The sequence below is a fragment of the Streptomyces sp. NPDC024698 genome (assembly GCF_055559015.1).
On sequence record NZ_JBVHLK010000006.1, the window covers coordinates 297071 to 316154 of the forward strand.

Consider the following 19084-nt stretch of genomic DNA (forward strand, 5'->3'; position numbering starts at 1 on the left):
TGCTTGAAGTTCTCAAGCATCGAGGTTGTTAACTAGTTAGGGCAGACTTTCCGTGTCTCACACACAGCAAGCGGCGTCGCCGAGGTCCTCCGGGAACACCCGGATCGTCCTCGTGCTCGGGCTCGCCGCCATGGTCGTCTCGATGATGCAGACCCTGGTCGTCCCGATCCTGGGCATGATCCAGAGCGACCTGAAGGCCAGCACGGCGAACGTCAGCTGGGTGACCACCGCCACACTGCTGTCCGCCGCCGTGTTCACCCCGCTGCTCGGCCGCTTCGGTGACCAGCACGGCAAGAAGCCCACGCTCGTCGGTGTGCTGGTCGTGATGATCGCCGGGTCGGTGCTCGCCGCCACCACCACCTCGCTGACCTGGCTGATCGTCGGACGGGTGATGCAGGGAGCCGCGACCGCGATCTTCCCGCTGGCCCTCTCCGTCCTGCGCGAGGAGATCGCGCCGGAGAAGCTGCACGGAGCCATGGCCCTGGTCAGCGGCACACTCGCGTTCGGCAGCGGGCTCGCCCTGGTCGGCGCCGGCCTCCTCACCCAGGGCTCCCACCCCGACTACCACCGGCCCTTCTGGCTGGCGGTCGTGCTCGCCGTGGTGGCCCTGATCGGCGTCCTGGTCGCCGTGCCCGCCTCCCGGACGAAGACGGGCGGGCGGACGGACTGGCTCGGCGCGCTGACCCTCGGCATGCTGCTGGTGCTCCTGCTGCTGCCCATCTCTCAGGGCCACGAGTGGGGCTGGACGTCCGGCCGCACCCTCGGCAGCTTCGCCGGTGCCGTCGTCATGGCGGGCGTGTGGGTGCTGACCGAGAACCGGGTCAAGGAACCCATGGTGGACATGAAGATGTTCGTCCACCGGCCCGTGCTCTTCACCAACCTGGCCGGACTGCTGCTGGGCTTCGCGATGTTCACCCAGTTCATCGGCGTCTCGTACCTCGTGCAGATGCCGGACCGCCTCGTCGGCTACGGCTTCGGCGCCTCCGTGCTCGCCGCCTCCGTCGTGTACCTGCTGCCGACCACGCTCGTCTCCCTCGTCGGCGCCCAGTTCGGCGGAGTCCTGGTGCGCAGGCTCGGCGCACGCGTCACGCTCGCGGCGGGCGCCTGCTTCGGAGTGCTCGGCTTCGCCTGGCTGACCGCCGCCCATGACACCAGCGCGTCCGTCATCAGCGCGGGCATGCTCATCGGTCTGGCGATCAGCTTCGGCTACGCCTCCATGCCGGCCCTCATCGTCGCCGGCGTCCCGGCGCACCAGACCGGCATCGCCAACGGCATCAACTCCATCTCCCGCTCCGTCGGCAGCGCCGTCGCGAGCGCGGTGATCACCTCGCTGCTCGCGTCCAAGACCGTACGGCTGCCGGCCGGCATGCCCGCCCTGCCGCAGGAGAGCCAGTTCACGCTGAGCTTCGCCATCGCCGGAGCGGCGTTCATCCTGGTCGCCGTCGTCGCCCTCGTCGGACTCAAGGCGGCGCACGCCCCTCGTACGGCCGTCGTCCGCGAGTCCGCCGCGCCGGAACCCACGGCGCCGGAGTCCACCACGCCCGAGCCCGCGGAGCTCGCGGCGGCCGGATCCGAGGCCAAGTCCGCCTGACCAGGCCCTCGTTCCCCTCGTAGAAAGGCACCCGATCGATGAAGTCCCCGGACAACGGCGCACAGACGGCGACCCCGGTCGACCACCGTGCGGCGATCACGGCGCAGACCGCCCGGTTCGTCGCGGCGCTCGACAACGCCGACTCGACGACCCCGGTGCCGAGTTGCCCCGGCTGGACGCTGGCCGACCTGGTCAAGCACACCGGCAGTGTCCAGCGCTGGTTCTCGGCCCTCCTGCACGCCCGTGTTCAGGAACCCCCGCGATCGCGTGACGTCGACCTGCGCCTTCCGGAACGGTGGGACGGCTACGCCGACTGGCTGGCCGAGAGCGCCACGGTGGCGGCGGAGGCCTTCGCGGCCACCGACCCGAACCTCCCCATGTGGGCCTGGGGCGTCGACCAGCACGCCCGTTTCTGGGCCCGGCGGATGCTCTTCGAGACCCTGCTGCACCGGATCGACGCCGAGGTGGCGCTCGGCCTGCGGCCCACCGTCGACCGCGCGCTCGCGGTCGACGGCATCGACGAGTTCCTCGTCAACCTGCCGTTCGCCACCTCCTTCGCACCCGACGTCGCCAACCTGCGCGGTCCCGACCGGACCATCCGCTTCCGGGCGACCGACGGAGACGGCGACTGGCTGGTCCGGCTGCGGCCCGACGGCTTCGGGCTCGACGGCTTCGGGCCCGACGTGTCCGGCGCGGCGGCCGGAACCGCGGAGGCGACCGTCCGGGGAACGGCAGCCGACCTGTTGCTGCTCGTCTACGGCCGCATCCGGCGCGACGCCGGGACCGTCACCTGCGACGGGGACGAGGACCTGCTGACCCTCTGGTTCGACAACTCTGCCTTCTGACAGACGAGTTGGCGGAGTCGGTGGGCGGAGAACCGTCGGGGCGGGTGCGAACGCGTGCCGTTCGCACCCGGCGACGGTTCCCGCCCGCCGAGGGGGCGGGGCTCTTCGGGGGCGCGGTGGGTCGTCGGCGGCACGGGTGAAGTGGTCCCGTTCCGGGGCGGTCCGTACAACCAAAACCTTGACCGTCATGTCGTACATGGCAGGCCCACAGAGAGCCGCGGAACAAAGGGGAACCCCATGCGTACGAGACGATCCATGGCGGTGCTGGCCGCCCTGACCATGGCGGGCGCGGGCCTGGTCGTGGCCGTGCCCACGACAGCGGGCGCGGCCACGACGACGGTCACCTGTCCGACCGGCTGGGGCAGCCTCGCGAAGACGGCGGCCGACACCGACGACGGGTCGCTGACCGACATCAGGACCGGCCGGCACGACTGCTACGACCGCATGGTCCTGGACGTGCCCACCGCAGGCACCACGGGGATCGGGTACACCGTGCACTACGTCGACGCCTTCCACCAGGACCCGTCGAACATCCTCATACCGGTCTCCGGCGGGGCGATCATCGAGATCCTGGTGTCCGCCCCCTCGTACGACCCGGAGACCAACGCCGCGACCTACCCGGGGCGTGGCGGCCAACCCCTTCCGGGCGTCGACCTGACCGGCTACCAGACCTTCCGGGACGCGAAGTTCGGAGCCAGCTTCGAGGGCGTCACCCAGGTGGGACTCGGAGTACGGGCCCGGCTGCCGTTCCGGGTGACCCAGCTCTCCGGGCGTCTGGTGATCGATGTCGCGCACTCCTGGTGAGTGAGCGTCTTCCGCATACGGGACGGTGACACACGGCGGTAGCCGTGTACGTGGCGACCGCCCGGCTCGTGGCGGTCGCCGCCCCCGCGTCACCCACTCGGTCGTCATCGCCGCGCCCACCTCGGCAGCGCGCCCACGGCATGCCTACATTCGAACCGGAACAGATCGGTTCATGCCGTCCGCCACCGTGACCGGTGCGGGTCGACCGGGTCGGAGGACAGATGGCCAGGACACGTCGTCCCAACATCCTGCTGATCGTCACGGACGAGGAACGCGCGGTCCTGCCCCGCGCCCAGGGATACACCCTGCCGGCCAGGGACCGCATCGCCGCCCGGGACGTCACCTTCGACCGCTACTACACCGCCTCAAGGGCCGTTCCCTCGTACCGGCGTTGCACGGCGAGCCGGTCCGCGAGGGCGTCCTCGCGGCCATCGAGTCGATCATGATGCTCGACGCCTCCTTCTGGTTCGAGTTCGCCGACCCAGACGCCCCCGGGCGCGTCGCCGCCGGGGACCTGCGCCCCGACTGGAGCAAGCGCGGGTTCCTGCGCGCCTGCATGGATCACCGGTACTCGTTCGGCCGCTACTTCGCCCCGCTCTCCCCGAACCGGCCGACGACTCTCGACGAACTCCGCGCCGACAACGACGTCGTCCTCTACGACCGTAAGGAGGACCCCGCCGAGCTGCGCAACCTGGCCGCCGACCCCGCCCACGACGAACTCGTCGGCCGGTACAGCGCACTGCTGGAGCGCCTGATCGACGAGGAGATCGGCGAGGACTCCCGTGCCTGGGTCACCGAGCGGCCCCGGCTGCTCGGCTGGCCCACCTGGCACGGCGACACGGACCAGCCGTCCTCGTCCCGAGCCGCCGCGGGAGGCTGATCCCGGTGGCCCGGTGGCCCGGTGGCCCGGTGGCCCGGTGGCCCGGTGACCCGACCCGGTGGGCGCCTTGGTGGTGGATGCCGGGGCGGGGGCCTGTACGGAGCTCAGGTGCCCGGTCGAGGGTCCGGCTCACGATGTCCGGCGCGCCGGCTCTCGTAGAACGTGGGCCAGAGCGTGACCGCGACGAGCAGCCAGACCACGGCCACCGTTCCGAGTTCCGCGCCGAACCCGGCGATCAGCAGCGGCACTGCGGCGCACGGCAGGACGACGGAGAGCAGCAGCCGGCGCCGGGCACCGACGGGCTGCCGTGGCGCGGCGACTCCGGTGAGCAGGAAGTACCCGGCGAGCGAGGAGCACAACAGCCATCGTGTGCTGTCGGGCAGCGTCTCCAGGTGCTCCGCCGCCGCGCCGAGACCGGCCGCGAGAGCCGCCAGACAGCCGGACACGAAGCAGTGCAGGGGGAGCGCCGCCCGGGCGGGCAGGGACCGTGCGGTGAGGTAGGGGACCCCCGCGTAGCCGTGCCGGAAGGACAGTGACCACAGGGCGACCAGGAGGAAGAACGCGGCGGTGGCGAGGCCGTAGAGCCGTCTGTTCCACGGGGCCTCGGACGCGGCCTCGATCATCTGGGCGACGCCCTCACCGAGCACGATGATCACGAACAGGCCGAGCCGCTCGCTCAGGTGGTCGGCGTCCGGCGCGGCCACCGACACGGGCAGGACGGCCTCGCGGCGCCGGGAGCGGGTCTCCTCGCGCCGGTCGTGTGCTCGCCGGGCCTCGATGATGTCGCGCGCGGAGACGGTGAACGTGACGTACAGGTCGAGGGCGATGCCCAGGGCCCAGAGCCAGTAGCGGGCGGGTTCGTGCGCCCACAGGGAGACGATCCACGGGATCACGCCCAGGGACATCTGCGCGGCCGGCCAGTCCGCGAGGATCTCCCGGCGATGCCGCCAGGCCCCGTTGGCGAGGAAGCGGACCACGACGTAGGCGAGCGCCAGGGCCCTGGCCTGGCCGTCCTCGCCGGCGTGGACGCCGGGCACGGCGGCTGCCATGACGGCCATGCCGAACATCGCGGCCAGCACCGTGCGGGTGTGCGTGCGCTCTCCCGCCACGTTCCCGTACAGCGTGAAACAGATCCACGCGGTCCAGAACGCCAGGAACAGCAGGACGTACAGCCCGAGATCGGCGGCGCCGGGTTCACCGTGCAGCAGATGCGCGATCTGGGCCACGCCGGCCACGGCTACCAGGTCGAAGAACAGCTCCAGCCAGGTGGCATGCCGTTCCTCTCCCGACGCGGGAATTGCGGGCGTCACCTCGTTCACACCAGTCCCTGTGCTCTCACCAAGACATCGGGGCGTTCCCCGGTCGTACGAGGTGCCCGCGCCGTCCGCCGGACCGTCGCGCGCATCGCGCCGAGGAACCGCCCACATTAGCCAAGCGGCGGCGCCCACCCTCGCTGTCACCGCCAGCGGCGTGATGTGTCAGTGCGGGTCGAGGACGCAGAACTCGTGGCCCTCGGGGTCGGTCAGACAGGTCCAAGGGGTGTCGCCCTGGCCGATGTCGAGGTCGGTGGCGCCGAGCGTCCGCAGCCGGGCCACCTCCATCTCCTTGACGTCGCCCGGATACGGCAGCAGGTCGAGGTGGAGGCGGTCCGGCACCGTCTTCACGTCGGGGGTGCGCAGGAATTCGAGATACGGGCCGACTCCCTTGCCGGAGCGCAGGGTCGCGTGATCGTCGGCCACCTCGTGCAGGGTCCAGTCCGTCGCTTCGCCCCAGAACCGGGCCATGGCCCGCGGATCGACGCAGTCGACGACCACCGCCGCGACCGGCCCCGTGTCACGGTAGACCTCGCGAGGCTCCAGCACGCAGAACTCGTTGCCCTCCGGGTCGGCGAGGACCGTCCACGGCACGTCGCCCTGGCCCACGTAGACGGGCGTCGCGCCGAGCGTCCTCAGGCGCTCGGTCAGCTCCGCCTGATGGGCCGCGGAGGTCGTGGCGAGATCGAGGTGCACCCGGTTCTTCGTCGCCGTCTTGGGCTCCGGCACCGGCACGACATCGAGGCCGAGGAAGACCGGGTCCGGCCAGACGAGGCCGCCGGGAGGCCCGACGTACGTCGTCACGCCGGGGCTGTACGCGCTCCAGCCGAGCGCCTGCGCCCAGAACCGGCCGACCGCCGCGCTGTCGCGCGCCTTGACGATGACATGAGCGGGTCGCAGTGCCATGCCGGCGATCCTATGCGGCAGGCAGCCGGACGACCGCGATTCCTCCGTCGAGATCCACCGTCGTCCGGTTCGGCGGGGCCCCGTCCTCCTCGTCGTCGCGCAGCAGCAGGGCCGACTGGCGTTCCTTCAGCTCGGACTGCTTGCCGGGCGAGAGGCTCGCGTGCAGCTGCTCGAACCCGGTCGCCGAGATCTGACCCTGACGTGCCGAGTTGCGCCAGGGAAGGACACCGGCCTTGCTCGCACGCAGCAACAGCTGATCGACGAAGGACAGCGCCGTCAGCAGGATGACCAGTCCGGGCAGGGTCATGAAGACGAGGAATGCCATGTCCGCAGTATTCCGGCCGGAGCGGGCGGTGTCACCGCCGGGCGGGAGTCCGGATCGCTCCCGTGACCCCGTGGTGAGGCGCTGGCCGTGACGCGGGCGGCCGGGAAGAGTGTCAGGTCCATCATGCCTGCTCGGGGGGCGTTCGCGGTAGGACGGAGCGCACGTCCGTTTGACCTTGGCACGGGCACCGGCCTGCCCGCAGACTCGTCGTCATCCATCCACCGGCGTACGTGCCGGCACCCGACTCGGGCTGCCGGTGCGCTCGTTGTGCTGTCCCGTCGGGTGACGGGGCGGGCCGGGGGTGGTGGAGCGAAGGGGGATCGATGGATCAGGACATGGTCATGCGGGCGAGGGTCATGCTGCTGAGCGCCAACGTGCGGGTGGTGCGGGGTGGGAAGGGACTGTGGATCTACCGGATCCTGACACCGGTCGAGCCGGAGGCCTACGGGTCGAAGCTGGCGTACGTACTGGTGGAGGCGAGCGCCTCCCCCTTGGTGCGGGACCTGCCTGAGCGGCGGCTGGCTCTGCTGGACGAGGCGGTGGCCGTGGCGGCGGCCCTGAGTCCCGCGAACCCGTTCCGGGACAAGGTGCTGGGGAAGGCGCTGGCCGCCAGGCGACGCGAGGCCGAGGGACCGTCGGTGTCCTAGCGGGGGAGGAGGCACCCGCCGGGCACGGCGGCCGGGCCGGGCGACGACCGTCGGTGCGACGGTCGTCCGCCTCGGCCGGCCGTGTGCTTCAGTCGCTCGGCGTCAACGACATGAGGAGGCGGTCGGCGCCCGGGCCGAAGTGGTCGGGGCGCGTGCCCGCGGGGTCACGGACGAACCCCAGGGATGCGTAGAGCGCCATGGCGTGGTCGTTGGCCGGCTCCACCCACAGGAGAACGGTCCCTGTCCCGGCGGTACGCGGGGACTTGAGCGTCTCCCGCATCAACTGCCGTCCCACGCCCATGCCTTGCTCGGCCGGGTTGACCGCGAGACCGACGATCCAGCACGCGGCCGCTTCGACGGGCCCCTAGCGGGGTGGATCGGTGTCGTAGTCGAGTCGGGCCCGTTCGACCCTGTCCAGGTTGGTGGCGGCCCAGCCCGCGAGGTGGGCGAAGAGCGGGGCCAGGCTGCGGCCGAGATCGGTGATCTCGTACTCGACCCTGGGCGGGACTTCCGGGTGATAGGTGCGCAGGACCATGCCGTCGCGTTCCAGCTGCCGCAGCCGCTGGGTCAGCACCTTCGGCGTGATCGTGCCGATCCGCCGTTCCAGTTCGACGAAACGCAGTCGGCCGTGGGTGTTGAGCGTCCACAGGACCGGGGTGGTCCACCGGCTGAACACGATGTCCACGACCGCGCTGGTGGGACAGGCGAGTTCCGGGTCGGTCGCGGCATCCAAGACCCGGTCGGTGCTGTCGGCCACGTACGCCCCCTCGGGGTAGTCACTTTCCTCTAGGTACCTACTATATCGGCGGTGTTAGCGTCCCCGTGTCGCCCGGAGAGCAGCTCTCCGCGGCGGGTCCCGTCCGATCGTGCGGGACAACCACACTGAAAAGACACGGGAGTTGTTCATGCTCGTAGTGACGGGGGCAACCGGCAACGTCGGTAGGTCGCTGGTGAGGATCCTCACGGCAGCCGGGGTTCGGGTGGCCGCGACATCCAGGGGGATCTCGGCGGCGGACGTACCGGACGGCGTCGCGTACGCGCGGGCGGACCTGGCCGATCCCGAGAGCCTGCGCCCGGTGTTCGACGGGGCCGAAGCGCTGTTCCTCCAGAACGGGGGCCCCAGCGCTCATCGGTTGAGCCCGCGGGACATCCTCGACGTCGCCAAGGCCGGCGGCATCGGCCGTGTCGTCCTGCTGTCCTCCCAGGGAGTCGCGACCCGGCCCGGGTCGGCCTCGCACGGGGACACGACGCGTGCCATCGAGGACGCCGTACGGCAGTCGGGCCTGGACTGGACGATCCTGCGGCCCGGAGGCTTCGACTCCAACGCCTACGCCTGGGCCGAGTCGGTCCGCGCCGACCGGACCGTCGCCGCTCCGTTCGCCGACGTCGGCCTCCCGACGGTCGACCCGGACGACATCGCGGAGGTCGCCGCCGCCGTTTTGCGGGAGGACGGCCACGCCGGACGGATCTACGAGCTGACCGGGCCGGTGCCGAACACGCCCCGGCAGGCTGCCGAGGCGATCGCCGACGCGCTCGGCGAGCCGGTCCGGTTCATCGAGCAGACCCCGGACGAGGCCCGTGCGCAGATGCTCCGGTTCATGCCGGAGCCGGTGGTCGCCACGACGCTGTCCATCCTCGGCGAGCCCACCCCCGCGGAACAGCGCGTCAGCCCCGATGTCGAGCGGGTCCTCGGCCGCGCGCCCCGGACCTTCGCCGACTGGGCTCAGCGCCACATCGCCGCCTTCCGGTGACCCCCGCGACCGGTGGGCGGCCGACCGCCTTCCGCGTCCGACGGGGGGAGGTCCGTTGCGTCAGATGCCGCGCGCCTCGGCCAGGACTGCGGCCTGTTCGAGCATGCGGGTCGGCTCGCGGCCGTTGCCCCAGGCGTCGTTGAAGGTCGGCACGGACTCCACGTCCGGGCCGAACTGTCTGCGGATCGCCTCCAGCAGCACGGTCATCGCCTGCGCCTCCAGGTGACGGTCGCCGCCGGACTCCCTGCGGATCGCGCCCTGCGAACACAGATGACCGTCCTCATCGGTCAGCGCTCCCGCGCACCAGCCGTCCGTACGCAGCCGCAGTGAGGCGCGGTGCAGGAGGGCGGCGATGGGCGTGGCGTGCGGGGTGAGGGCCGGGGGAGCGGTGGGGGCCGACGGGAACGGTGCGGCGGGAGCGGGCGCACCGGGTGTCCCGGGTGGCGCTCCGATCCGGGTCCAGTCGACCAGGGGCGTCTGGATGTGCGCCGTGTTGACCTCGTAGGCGACGGCCGCCAGGGCGAGACGGGCGTCCATCTCCCCTTTGACCGCGTCCAGGCGGGCCTCCAGGCTGTCGACGGGAGGCCCGGGGTGAGGCCGCTCGGGCTTCTCGGCGGCCGGTGGAGCGGCGCCGGCGCGTTCGGGCCCCGCCGCCTCGGCGGAGGGGGCGATGGCGACGGGGTGTGGAGTGGGGGACTGCATGAAAGATGGATTCCTGGCACGCCCCGCGTTCAGCGCCGCCGAACGGGCGGTACCGACCGCGGGGCGGCCGGTACCGGGATCAGCTCGCTCGCCAGTATCCGAGCGCGTTGACCCGATGACGCGGCACGGCCAGCTCCTTGCGGACATGTGCCGACAGCGTCCGTGTGGTCGCCGTGTCGCACGCGATCCATACGTAGGGCTGCGGGCTGTCCTTCAGCAGCTCGGGCAGGGCCGTCCTCACCTCTTCGGCCAGATGGCGTCCGGCGTCCCTGCGCGCCACCTCACGCACGTCGTGGTGCGCCGCGGCCGAGAAGGGCAGGCCCTCCAGGCTGCCCTCGAACCAGATCGTCGCGGGGACCGCGCCCAGCGCGGTGAGCAGGGAGTTCAGAGCCGGCAGGGAGGCCGGGTCGGCGACGGCGAAGACATGGGAGGGCGCGGGCTCGGGGTGTTCGAAGCCGGTGCCCTGGACCGTCGCCTCGATGGTGTCCCCCGGTTTCGCCGCCCTGGCCCAGTCGCTCGCGCGGCCCTCGTGCAGGGCGAACTCCAGAGTGAAGGTGCCGGCCGAGGGATCCGGGTCGACCAGGGTGTACGCCCGCTGGTGGGGCTTGCCCGCGTTGTCGAACCACAGCCGTACCCACATCGTCGGGTGGACGCCCGTCGCGGCCAGCATGCCCCCGTCGGTGAAGCGCACGCGGCGGTATTCGGGAGTGACCTCCTGCGAGTCCGTCACGGTGAACACGTAGTCCTTCGCACGCAGCAGTTTGAGAACCGCGCCTTCCCAACCCCGCCCCTGCGCCTGCCCCATCACTTCTTCACCCCTCGGTACGACATCACCTGGTCTTTAGTTAGGTGAGCCTAACCTAATATGGCGATGTGACGCACAGGACGGTCACAGGGAACCGCCGGCGCGCGACCGTGACCGGCTGAACGGAGGAGACCGATGTCCCGCACCCACGCCACGCGCGCGGCCCTGTACGAGCGGTACGTGGAGGGCTACGGCACCGTCCGTGTCCTGCCCCTGGACGCCACGCTCGACGGTCCGGTGGTCCACGACTGGGTGAACGCGGAACGGGCCGCCTTCTGGGGCATGAGAGACCTGACCGAGGATCAAGTCGTCGCGATATACGCCCACATGGAGACGCTCGACACCCATCACGCCCACCTTCTCGTGAAGGACGGTGAGCCGGTCGCGCTGCTCCAGACCTATGAGCCGGGGGCCGATCGCGTCGGCGCCTGCTATCCGGTGGAACCCGGCGACATCGGCGTCCATCTGCTGCTCGCCCCGGCCGGACCCGGCGGCGGGCGTCCCGGCTGGACCACGGCCCTGCTGAGCGCGGCGGCGTCGTACGTCCTGCTGGGCCTGGACCGTGAGCGCGTGGTGGTCGACCCCGACGTGCGCAACGAGAAGGCCATCGCCCGCTTCCACCGGCAGGGCTTCACTCCGGGGCCCGTCGTCGTGCTCCCGGAGATCGACCTTCCCGACGTCCACCTTCCCGAGAAGCGCGCCCAACTCGCCTTCCTCTCAAGGGAGTCGATGTTCCCGGCCAGAGGCCTGGACCGGGCGCGAGCGTCGGACCGCGGCTGAGCGCCGTCAGGCGAGCGTGACCTCGACCGGCAGCTTCTTGATGCCGTTGACGAAGTTGGACAGGACGCGGGGAGCGTCGCCGGCCAGCCTGATGTCGGCGATCCGCGGGATCAGCTCCTCGAACATGATGCGGATCTCGGTGCGGGCGAGCAGGTTGCCCAGGCACAGGTGAGGGCTGCCCTTGCCGAACGTGATGTGGTCGTTGTCGGTCCGCGTGACGTCGAAGTCGTACGGGTTGCCGAAGACCTCCTCGTCACGGTTGCCGGAGGCGAACCACATGACCACCTTGTCGCCCTCCTTGACCTGCTTGCCGCCGAGTTCGACGTCGTGGGTGGCGGTGCGGCGGAAGTGGTAGACGGGGGAGGCCCAGCGCAGGAACTCCTCGACCGCGCCCGGGATCAGGGACGGGTCGTCCCTCAGGCGGGCGAGCTGCTCGGGGTGCTGGAGGAGGGCCAGCATCGAGTGCGAGATGGTGTGGCGGGTCGTTTCGTTGCCCGCGACGACCAGGAGCAGGAAGTAGTTGTCGAAGTCCTGCTCGGTCAGCGGGATCCCGTCGCGCGGAACGGTGTTGACCAGCTTGGAGACCAGGTCCGTGCCGTTGCCGCCGCGGCGCCGGCGGGCCAGCTCCCGCCCGTACTCGAAGACTTCGAGGGACGCGGGCGAACGGAACGGCAGGTCGCGGTACTTGTCGCTCTCCGCGCTGTGCAGCAGCACGTCCGCGTAGTCGGGGTCGGTGTTGCCGATGATGCGGTTGCCCCAGTCGATGAGCCGCTGGTTGTCCTCCGGCGGCACGTCGAGGAGGCGTGCCAGGACGTTGATGGGGAAGTCTGCGGAGACGTCGGCGACGAAGTCGAAGGTGCCCTTGGCCAGGGCCGCGTCCAGGGTCTGCGCCGTCAGACCGCGCAGGAAGTCGCCGTAGCTGTTGATGACGCTCGCGCCGAACTGGCGCTGGATGACGCTGCGCATCGCGCGGTGGCGGACACCGTCGAGCTCCAGGATGGACGCCCGCTTCTTGATCTGGTCGTCGTCCAGCTCTTCGAGGTTGACGAACTTCGAGGACGTGAAGGTCTCCGCGTCACGGTCCACCCGGGCGATGTCCGCGTGCCGGGTGACCGCCCAGAAGCCGGAGTTGGGGGCCTCCTCGGGCTGCCAGTGCACCGGGTCCTCGTGGCGCAGGGTGTGGAACATGCGCCACGGCTTGATGCCGTCGGCGAAGTTGTCGAGGTTCGCGAGGTCCACCTCTTCGAGCGGCAGCGGCTCGGCGAGAGCGGCGCGCAGTTCGGCCTGGGTGGTGGGCGTGGCGGGAACGGTGGGGCTGGTCATGGTGGTTCTCCTGGACCGGGCTTCGAAGGGGTCAGAGGTGGTAGGCGTACTCGGTGAACTCCCAGTCGGTGACGTGCCGTCCGAAGCGTTCGACCTCGTCCCGCTTGTAGGTCAGGAAGGACGCGGTGAAGTCCTTGCCGAGGAGGTCGGTCAGAGCGGTGTCCGCCTCCAGCGCGTCCAGCGCGGCTGCCAGGCTCGTGGGCAGCAGGGCGGAGCGCGCGGTGTCGTAGCCGTAGCCCTCCAGGGGGGCCTCGGGCTCGTCACCGGCCTGGACGCCGAGCAGGGCGGCGGCGATGGTTCCGGCGATCAGCAGGTAGGGGTTGGCGCTGGCGTCGCCGAGCCGCAGTTCCAGGCGGGCGCCCGAGCCGCGCTCCGGCGGGATGCGGACCATGGCGCTGCGGTTGTCGAGTCCCCAGTCGATCAGCCAGGGCGCGAGGGTGTCGGGTCCGAAGCGCTTGTACGAGTTGACGGTGGGGTTGGCGAGTGCGGCGAGCGCGGGGGCGTGGGCGAGGATGCCCGCGATGGCGTGGCGGGCGGTGGCCGAGAGGCCGTACGCGCCCGTCGGGTCGTCGAAGACGTTGTCGCCCTCGGTGTTCTCGCAGGACAGGTGGAGGTGGAAGCCGGAGCCGCCGGCGTCGCCGAAGGGCTTGGCCATGAAGGTGGCGAGGTTGCCTTCCTGGCGGGCGAGTTCCTTGACGGCGGCCTTGAAGCGGAAGGCGCGGTCGGCGGCGTCCAGGGCCGGGGAGTGGGTCAGGTTGATCTCGTACTGGCCGCCGTCGAACTCGTGGTTCCCGGTGACGACCCCGAGCCCGAGGTCGCGCAGCCGGCGCAGGGTGCGCAGCAGATGGTTGCCCGGGTCGGCGCGCAGTCCGGCGGTGTAGACGGCGCCGGTGGCCTCCGGGGAGCGGCGCCAGCCGGTGGGGGTGCCGGAGGCGGGCTCCAGCAGGAAGTACTCCAGCTCGGGGCCGACGACCGGGCGCAGTCCGTGTTCGGCGGCCCGGGCCAGGACGCTCCGCAGCAGGTCGCGCGGTGATTCGGGCGCGGGGGCCGAGGTCGCCGGGTCGGTGACCTCGCCGAGGCAGGTCGCGACCCCGGGCTCCCAGGGCAGTACGGCCGCCGTGGACAGGTCGGGGCGTACGGTCACGTCGGGCAGGCCGGTGTCCAGGCCGCCCGCGACGGGGACCACGTCGCCCTGGGGCGTGGTGTGGTAGACGGCCCGGCAGAAGGCCAGCCCGTGCTCGCAGGCCGAGGGCAGATGGCCGAGCAGGACGTCACGGGCGCGGTCGGTGCCGATCAGGTCGGGATAGACGACCCTGACCACGTCGACGCCCTCGGCGGCGAGCCGCTCCATGTGCCGGCGGATGTCTGGGGTGTCGGATGCGCTCACCGTTGTCTCCTTGGCGGAAGGTGGGGCGTCCCCGTGGCCCGAGGCACCGGGGACGCGTGGTGTGCAGAGAACGGGAGCCGGGGGGCGGGGGAGATGTGCCGGACCCCGAGCAAGTCGTTTGAGCCCGAACGGTATGAGTCGGATTCGGGTCCCGCAAGGGGGTCGCGGAAAGAATTTATCCACCTGGACAGGTATTGACCAGGGTCCGGCGGCTTCCTATGTTGTTTGAAGCCAAACGAGTCAGGGACGCGGTTCCGCGTCCCTTTGGCCGAGGGGCCCGGTCCGACACCGGCCGGGCCCCTCTCATCCCCCTTCACTCCCTGCTCCGACGCCCGCATCCCCAGGAGGACCGGCCATGAAGGTCGTCGTCGACATGATCAAGTGCCAGGACCACGGCCAGTGCGTCTTCGCGGCCCCCGACGTCTTCTCGATGGACGACGCCGGCCACCTCGCCTACGTCTCCGACGTGGAGGAGGCGCTGCGCGACGAGGTCGAGGAAGCCGCCGACGTGTGCCCGCTCCAGGCCATCCGGATCGAGGGCTGAGGGCCATGACCGGACGCGTGGTCGTCGCGGGCGCCTCGATGGGCGGCCTGCGCGCCGCCGAACAACTGCGCGCGGCGGGCTGGACCGGCGCCGTCACGGTCGTCGGCGACGAGCCGCACATGCCCTACAACCGGCCTCCGCTCTCCAAGGAAGTCCTCGCGGGCAAGGCGTCGTTCGCCTCCCTCGCCTTCACCCCCAAGGCAGCCGCGGCCGACGTGGAGTGGCGGCTCGGGACACGGATCACCGGCGCCCGCCTCGACGAGCGGTTCGTCGAACTCGCCGACGGCGAAAGGCTCTCGTACGACGGACTGGTCGTCGCCACCGGAATGCGCCCCCGCCGGCTGCGCTGCCACGGCCCCCTCGTGGGGCGCCACACCGTCCGCACCCTCGCCGACGCCCAGATCCTGCGCGACGCGCTGATCAGGCCCGGAGCGCGCGTGGTCGTCGTCGGCGCCGGATTCATCGGCTGCGAGGTCGCCGCCACCGCCGTAGGACTCGGCGCGGCCGAGGTCACGGTCGTCGATCCGTTGCCGCTGCCCATGGCCGGACCGCTCGGCGACCTGCTCGGCCGCGCGCTGCTCAAGCGGCACGAGGAGCGCGGCGTGCGCTTCGCGCTCGGCACCGGAGTCGCCGGATTCGAGGGCGGCGAACGCGTCACCGGGGTCGTCCTCGGCGACGGCACGGTCCTCCCGGCCGACGTGGTCGTGGAGTCGGTCGGCTCGGTCGCCAACACCGAGTGGCTGGACGGCAACGGACTCGACCTGTCCGACGGCGTCCTCACCGACGCACATCTGCGGGTCGGCGGACGCCCCGAGGTCGTCGCGGTCGGCGACGTCGCCCGGTTCCCCAACGCCCGCTACGACGGCGTACCCCGCCGGGTCGAGCACTGGTCCATCCCGACCGACACCGCCAAGCACGCCGCCAGGATCCTCGCCGGTCATCTCGACGGCGGTGAAGCGGAGTCGGCGCCCTTCGCCCCGCTGCCCACCTTCTGGAGCGACCAGCACGAGTTCCGGCTCCAGTCCTTCGGCTCACCCCTGCTCGGGAAGGACGACGTACGGATCCTCGAAGGCGACCCGGAGGGTGACGTCGTGGTCGGCTACCACAGCGGCGACCTGCTGGTCGGTGTCGTGGCCCTCGGCGGCCAGTCCGCCGCGATGCGCGCGGCCCGCTACCGCGCCCAGCTGCTCAAGCAGCCCGCCCTCACCGCGTAACGAAGCGTAAGGAACCCCAAGTGACCAGTGTCCGTGGATTCTTCCACCCCAAGACGGCGACCGGTGCCTCGTCGCTCGTCCCCTCGCCGCCGTGGCGCTACTCCGGCGACCTGCTCACCGTCGAATACCGCACGGATCCCGCACGGGTCCGTGAACTCCTGCCCGAACCGCTGGAGTTGGCGGAAGAGGACCCGGGCGCGGTCGCGCTGATCTGGGCCGACTGGCAGTCCTGCTCCGGCACCGCCGAGGAACTCCTCGACCCGGTCCGCGCCCAGTACAAGGAGGCCTTCGCGGTCGTCCGCTGCCGGTACCGGGGACAGACCTACAGCCGCTGCGTCTACATCTGGGTCGACAAGGACTTCGCGATCGCCCGCGGACTGCACCAGGGCTACCCGAAGAAGCTCGGCTCGATCCACCAGACCCGCCCGCACCCCTACGGCCCGGCCCCGCGCATCGAGGCCGGCGCCCGCTTCGGCGCCACCCTCGCCGCCGCCGACCGGCGCCTCGCCGAGACCGTGGTCACCCTGCGCGAGCCCTCCGAGACCAACGGCTTCGTCAACGGCCACCCCATGGCCCACCACCGCTGGCTGCCCTCCGTCGACAAGGGCAAGGGCCTCGCGCTCGACGAACTCATCGAGACCGGCGCGGCCTCCTTCGAGGCCGGACAGGCCTGGACCGGCGACGCGGACCTGAAACTGTTCGAGGCGCCCACCGAGGAACTGGCCCGCCTGGAGATCCACGAACCGATCGCCGCCTACTACCGGCAGGTCGGCGTCGTCTGGGACGGCGGACGCCTCCTGGAGTCCGGCACCTCCGGCGCCGAGTGACCCCGACCACCGTACCCACCACAGGACTTGGAGTCCGGACATGACCGAGCACACCCTCACGGTGGCCGGGGTCGCCGTCGACACCCGGCACTGGATCGGCGGCGAACGCGTCGCCTCCGCCGAGACGTTCACCGACGTCTCGCCGATCGACGGAAGCGTCCTCGGCGAGATCTCCCGCGGCACCGAGCGGGAGGCCCACCTGGCCGTGGCCGCCGCCAAGGCCGCCTTCCCCGACTGGGCCGCCACCCCCCGCGCCGAACGCGCCCGCATCCTGCACGCCGTCGCCGACGGCGTGGAGAAGCGCATCGAGGACCTGGCGATCGTCGAGACCACCGACAACGGCGCCCTGCTGCGCTCGCACCGCCGCGGTGTGATGCCGCGCGTCGCCCACAACTTCCGCTTCTTCGCCGACTGGCTCCTGACCCTGGACCACGAGGACTTCGAGACCCGCGGCCACACCAACCACGTCAGCTGGGACCCGGCAGGGCCCTCGGTGCTCATCACCCCCTGGAACGCCCCGCTGATGCTGTCGACCTGGAAGGTCGCCCCGGCCCTCGCGGCGGGCAACACGGTCGTCCTCAAGCCCGCCGAGTGGACCCCGCTGACCGCGTCCCTGCTCGCGGACATCGCCGCCGAGGCCGGACTGCCCGCCGGCGTCCTCAACGTCGTCCAGGGCTACGGCTCCGAGATCGGCGACGCCCTCACCTCGCACCCCGACGTGCGCCGCATCAGCTTCACCGGCTCCGTGCCGACGGCACAGCGGATCACCCGGTCGGCCGCCGTGAACCTCACCCCGCTCAGCCTCGAACTCGGCGGCAAATCACCCCTGTTGGTCTTCGCGGACGCCGACCTGGACCTCGCCGTCGACCTCGCCGTCGAGCAGTACGACAACGCGGGCCAGGTCTGTCTCGCCGCCACCCGCATCCTGGTCGAGGCGTCCGTCGCGGAGGAGTTCACCCGCCGCTTCGCCGAGAAGGCCGCGACGATCGTGCAGGGCGACCCGCGCGACGAGTCCACCGACATCGGCCCGAACATCCACGAACGCCAGCTGGAGAAGATCGACGGCTTCGTGCGGCGCGCCCTCGACGCGGGCGCCCGAGCGGTCATCGGCGGCCATCGCGGAGAGGGCCGGTACTACCCGCCGACCCTGCTCGCCGGCGTCGCCCAGGACTCCGAGATCGTCCAGGAAGAGGTCTTCGGCCCCGTCCTGACCCTCCAGACCTTCTCCACCGAGGACGAGGCCGTCCAGCTCGCCAACGACACCCGCTTCGGGCTCGCCGCCACCCTCGCCACCGGCGACCGGGACCGCGCCGCCCGTGTCACGCGGCGGCTGGTCGCCGGGACGGTCTGGGTCAACTGCTTCTTCGTACGCGACCTCCAGGCACCCTTCGGCGGCTCCCGGCACTCCGGCGTCGGCCGCGAGGGCGGCACCTGGAGCTTCGACTTCTACTGCGACCTGAAGAACACCGTGACCGCGCCGAAGGGATGGATGGACCATGGGTGAGATCGTCGGGGCGGGGCTGCTCGCCCATGTCCCCACCATCGTGCTCCCCGAGGAGACCCGGCGAGAGCTGAACGAGGGCAAGGAGATCACCCTCGTCACCGGCCTGGAACAGCTCCGCGCGGACGTCTTCGAACGCGACGACTACGACACCGTCGTCGTCCTCGACTCGCACTGGGCGACCACCGTCGAGTTCGTCGCCACCGCCCAGCACCGCAGGGCCGGCCTGTTCACCTCCGAGGAACTGCCGCGCGGCATGAGCCGGATGCCCTACGACTATCCGGGCGACCCCGAACTCGCCCACAACATCGCGAAGTTCGCGGACAAGCACGGCACCTGGATCACCGCGATCGACGACGCGTACCTGCCCGTCTACTACGCGACCGTCAACCTCTGGAAGTTCCTGGGGGAGGGGCTGCCCGACAAGCGGTGGGTGACCATCGGGGTGTGCCAGACCGGTGACATGGAGGACCACCTCCGGCTCGGCCGCGCCCTCGCCGACGGCATCGCCGCCACCCCCGGCCGGCGCGTTCTGATCGTCGCCTCCGGCGCCCTCTCGCACACCTTCTGGCCGCTGCGCGAACTGCGCGACCACGAGTCGAGCGACCCGGCGCACATCTTCACCCCCGAGGCCCGCGAGGCCGACCTGGAGCGCATCGACTGGTTCAAGGACGGCCGCCACGACAAGGTCCTCGCCACCATGGACGCGTTCTGGAAGTACAGGCCCGAGGCCAAGTTCTTCCACTACCTGATGATGGCCGGCGCCCTCGGCGAACAGGCCTGCGTCGCGAAGGCCCGCCAGTACGGGGAGTACGAGAACTCCATCGGCACCGGTCAGGTCCACCTCTGGTTCGACCGTCCGGCCGACGGCTGGACCGGCGCGGGAGCACCCGCCCCGGCCGCCGCACCCCACAACCCGCACCGACGCTCCTAGGAAGG

Annotated in this window: 22 protein-coding genes; 13 read left to right on the forward strand and 9 right to left on the reverse strand. The window is 71.3% G+C overall.

What is annotated here, in order from left to right:
- The first annotated feature begins 52 nt into the window (after positions 1–52).
- The 5 genes from ACZ4AA_RS16950 (at position 53) to ACZ4AA_RS16970 (ending at position 4120) form a co-directional block, all read left to right on the forward strand.
- Positions 53–1591: an MFS transporter gene (locus tag ACZ4AA_RS16950; protein WP_467601952.1), complete on the forward strand. Its 1539-nt coding sequence runs from the start codon at positions 53–55 to the stop codon at positions 1589–1591.
- Between the two features lie 38 nt (positions 1592–1629).
- The gene (locus ACZ4AA_RS16955) at positions 1630–2436 is read left to right on the forward strand and encodes a maleylpyruvate isomerase family mycothiol-dependent enzyme (protein ID WP_467601955.1); all 807 of its coding nucleotides are present in this window, start codon (positions 1630–1632) and stop codon (positions 2434–2436) included.
- Between the two features lie 237 nt (positions 2437–2673).
- Positions 2674–3240 (forward strand): AMIN-like domain-containing (lipo)protein, encoded by a 567-nt coding sequence (locus ACZ4AA_RS16960; RefSeq protein ID WP_467601958.1) that lies wholly within the window; start codon positions 2674–2676, stop codon positions 3238–3240.
- 221 nt (positions 3241–3461) lie between these two features.
- A complete protein-coding gene (locus ACZ4AA_RS16965; RefSeq protein ID WP_467601961.1) occupies positions 3462–3686 on the forward strand; it encodes a hypothetical protein in 225 nt (74 codons plus the stop codon).
- Positions 3632–4120: a hypothetical protein gene (locus tag ACZ4AA_RS16970; RefSeq protein ID WP_467601964.1), complete on the forward strand. Its 489-nt coding sequence runs from the start codon at positions 3632–3634 to the stop codon at positions 4118–4120. The genes ACZ4AA_RS16965 and ACZ4AA_RS16970 overlap by 55 nt, the downstream gene beginning before the upstream one ends.
- A gap of 104 nt (positions 4121–4224) precedes the next feature.
- On the opposite strand, the gene ACZ4AA_RS16975 is transcribed toward ACZ4AA_RS16970, so the two are convergent.
- The 3 genes from ACZ4AA_RS16975 to ACZ4AA_RS16985 all read right to left on the reverse strand — a co-directional run bounded on the left by ACZ4AA_RS16975 (position 4225) and on the right by ACZ4AA_RS16985 (position 6664).
- Complete coding sequence (locus tag ACZ4AA_RS16975; protein ID WP_467601969.1) at positions 4225–5439, reverse strand: low temperature requirement protein A; 1215 nt, start codon at positions 5437–5439, stop codon at positions 4225–4227.
- Between the two features lie 159 nt (positions 5440–5598).
- Positions 5599–6339, reverse strand: coding sequence for a VOC family protein (locus tag ACZ4AA_RS16980; protein ID WP_467601975.1), 741 nt, complete (start codon positions 6337–6339; stop codon positions 5599–5601).
- A gap of 10 nt (positions 6340–6349) precedes the next feature.
- Positions 6350–6664: a DUF6191 domain-containing protein gene (locus tag ACZ4AA_RS16985; RefSeq protein WP_467601979.1), complete on the reverse strand. Its 315-nt coding sequence runs from the start codon at positions 6662–6664 to the stop codon at positions 6350–6352.
- A 323-nt stretch (positions 6665–6987) separates the two neighbouring features.
- Here ACZ4AA_RS16985 and ACZ4AA_RS16990 point away from each other — a divergent pair, with 323 nt between their 5' ends.
- On the forward strand, positions 6988–7311 hold the full coding sequence (locus ACZ4AA_RS16990) for a hypothetical protein (protein WP_467601982.1): 324 nt from the start codon (positions 6988–6990) through the stop codon (positions 7309–7311).
- A gap of 88 nt (positions 7312–7399) precedes the next feature.
- Here the strand turns inward: ACZ4AA_RS16990 and ACZ4AA_RS16995 are convergent, their stop codons facing one another.
- The gene (locus ACZ4AA_RS16995) at positions 7400–7648 is read right to left on the reverse strand and encodes a GNAT family N-acetyltransferase (protein WP_467602483.1); all 249 of its coding nucleotides are present in this window, start codon (positions 7646–7648) and stop codon (positions 7400–7402) included.
- A 27-nt stretch (positions 7649–7675) separates the two neighbouring features.
- Positions 7676–8068 (reverse strand): winged helix-turn-helix transcriptional regulator, encoded by a 393-nt coding sequence (locus ACZ4AA_RS17000; protein WP_467601985.1) that lies wholly within the window; start codon positions 8066–8068, stop codon positions 7676–7678.
- Positions 8069–8216: 148 nt separating this feature from the next.
- Between ACZ4AA_RS17000 and ACZ4AA_RS17005 the strand changes: the two genes are divergently transcribed.
- A complete protein-coding gene (locus tag ACZ4AA_RS17005) occupies positions 8217–9062 on the forward strand; it encodes an NAD(P)H-binding protein (protein ID WP_467601988.1) in 846 nt (281 codons plus the stop codon).
- Positions 9063–9122: 60 nt separating this feature from the next.
- Here ACZ4AA_RS17005 and ACZ4AA_RS17010 read toward each other — a convergent pair whose 3' ends face one another.
- Positions 9123–9764 (reverse strand): DUF6197 family protein, encoded by a 642-nt coding sequence (locus ACZ4AA_RS17010; protein WP_467601991.1) that lies wholly within the window; start codon positions 9762–9764, stop codon positions 9123–9125.
- A gap of 79 nt (positions 9765–9843) precedes the next feature.
- Positions 9844–10569 carry a siderophore-interacting protein gene (locus ACZ4AA_RS17015; RefSeq protein ID WP_467601994.1) on the reverse strand — a complete coding sequence of 242 codons (726 nt, stop codon included), beginning with the start codon at positions 10567–10569 and terminating at the stop codon, positions 9844–9846.
- Between the two features lie 135 nt (positions 10570–10704).
- Here ACZ4AA_RS17015 and ACZ4AA_RS17020 point away from each other — a divergent pair, with 135 nt between their 5' ends.
- On the forward strand, positions 10705–11349 hold the full coding sequence (locus tag ACZ4AA_RS17020) for a GNAT family N-acetyltransferase (RefSeq protein ID WP_467601998.1): 645 nt from the start codon (positions 10705–10707) through the stop codon (positions 11347–11349).
- A 6-nt stretch (positions 11350–11355) separates the two neighbouring features.
- Here the strand turns inward: ACZ4AA_RS17020 and ACZ4AA_RS17025 are convergent, their stop codons facing one another.
- Positions 11356–12672 carry a cytochrome P450 gene (locus ACZ4AA_RS17025; RefSeq protein WP_467602001.1) on the reverse strand — a complete coding sequence of 439 codons (1317 nt, stop codon included), beginning with the start codon at positions 12670–12672 and terminating at the stop codon, positions 11356–11358.
- A 31-nt stretch (positions 12673–12703) separates the two neighbouring features.
- On the reverse strand, positions 12704–14059 hold the full coding sequence (locus tag ACZ4AA_RS17030; protein ID WP_467602004.1) for a glutamine synthetase family protein: 1356 nt from the start codon (positions 14057–14059) through the stop codon (positions 12704–12706).
- A 355-nt stretch (positions 14060–14414) separates the two neighbouring features.
- Between ACZ4AA_RS17030 and ACZ4AA_RS17035 the strand changes: the two genes are divergently transcribed.
- Genes ACZ4AA_RS17035 through ACZ4AA_RS17055 form a run of 5 tightly spaced genes read left to right on the forward strand, consistent with a single transcriptional unit; the run spans position 14415 to position 19079 of the window.
- Entirely contained in the window at positions 14415–14603 is a 189-nt protein-coding gene (locus ACZ4AA_RS17035) for a ferredoxin (RefSeq protein ID WP_467602007.1), read from the forward strand.
- Positions 14604–14608: 5 nt separating this feature from the next.
- Positions 14609–15817, forward strand: a complete 1209-nt coding sequence (locus ACZ4AA_RS17040) for an NAD(P)/FAD-dependent oxidoreductase (RefSeq protein WP_467602010.1) — start codon at positions 14609–14611, stop codon at positions 15815–15817.
- Between the two features lie 20 nt (positions 15818–15837).
- On the forward strand, positions 15838–16644 hold the full coding sequence (locus tag ACZ4AA_RS17045; protein ID WP_467602013.1) for an acetoacetate decarboxylase family protein: 807 nt from the start codon (positions 15838–15840) through the stop codon (positions 16642–16644).
- 40 nt (positions 16645–16684) lie between these two features.
- On the forward strand, positions 16685–18148 hold the full coding sequence (locus tag ACZ4AA_RS17050) for an aldehyde dehydrogenase (RefSeq protein ID WP_467602016.1): 1464 nt from the start codon (positions 16685–16687) through the stop codon (positions 18146–18148).
- Positions 18141–19079, forward strand: coding sequence for a 3,4-dihydroxyphenylacetate 2,3-dioxygenase (locus ACZ4AA_RS17055; RefSeq protein WP_467602019.1), 939 nt, complete (start codon positions 18141–18143; stop codon positions 19077–19079). Before ACZ4AA_RS17050 ends, ACZ4AA_RS17055 begins: the two co-directional genes overlap by 8 nt.
- The last annotated feature ends 5 nt before the right edge of the window (positions 19080–19084 follow it).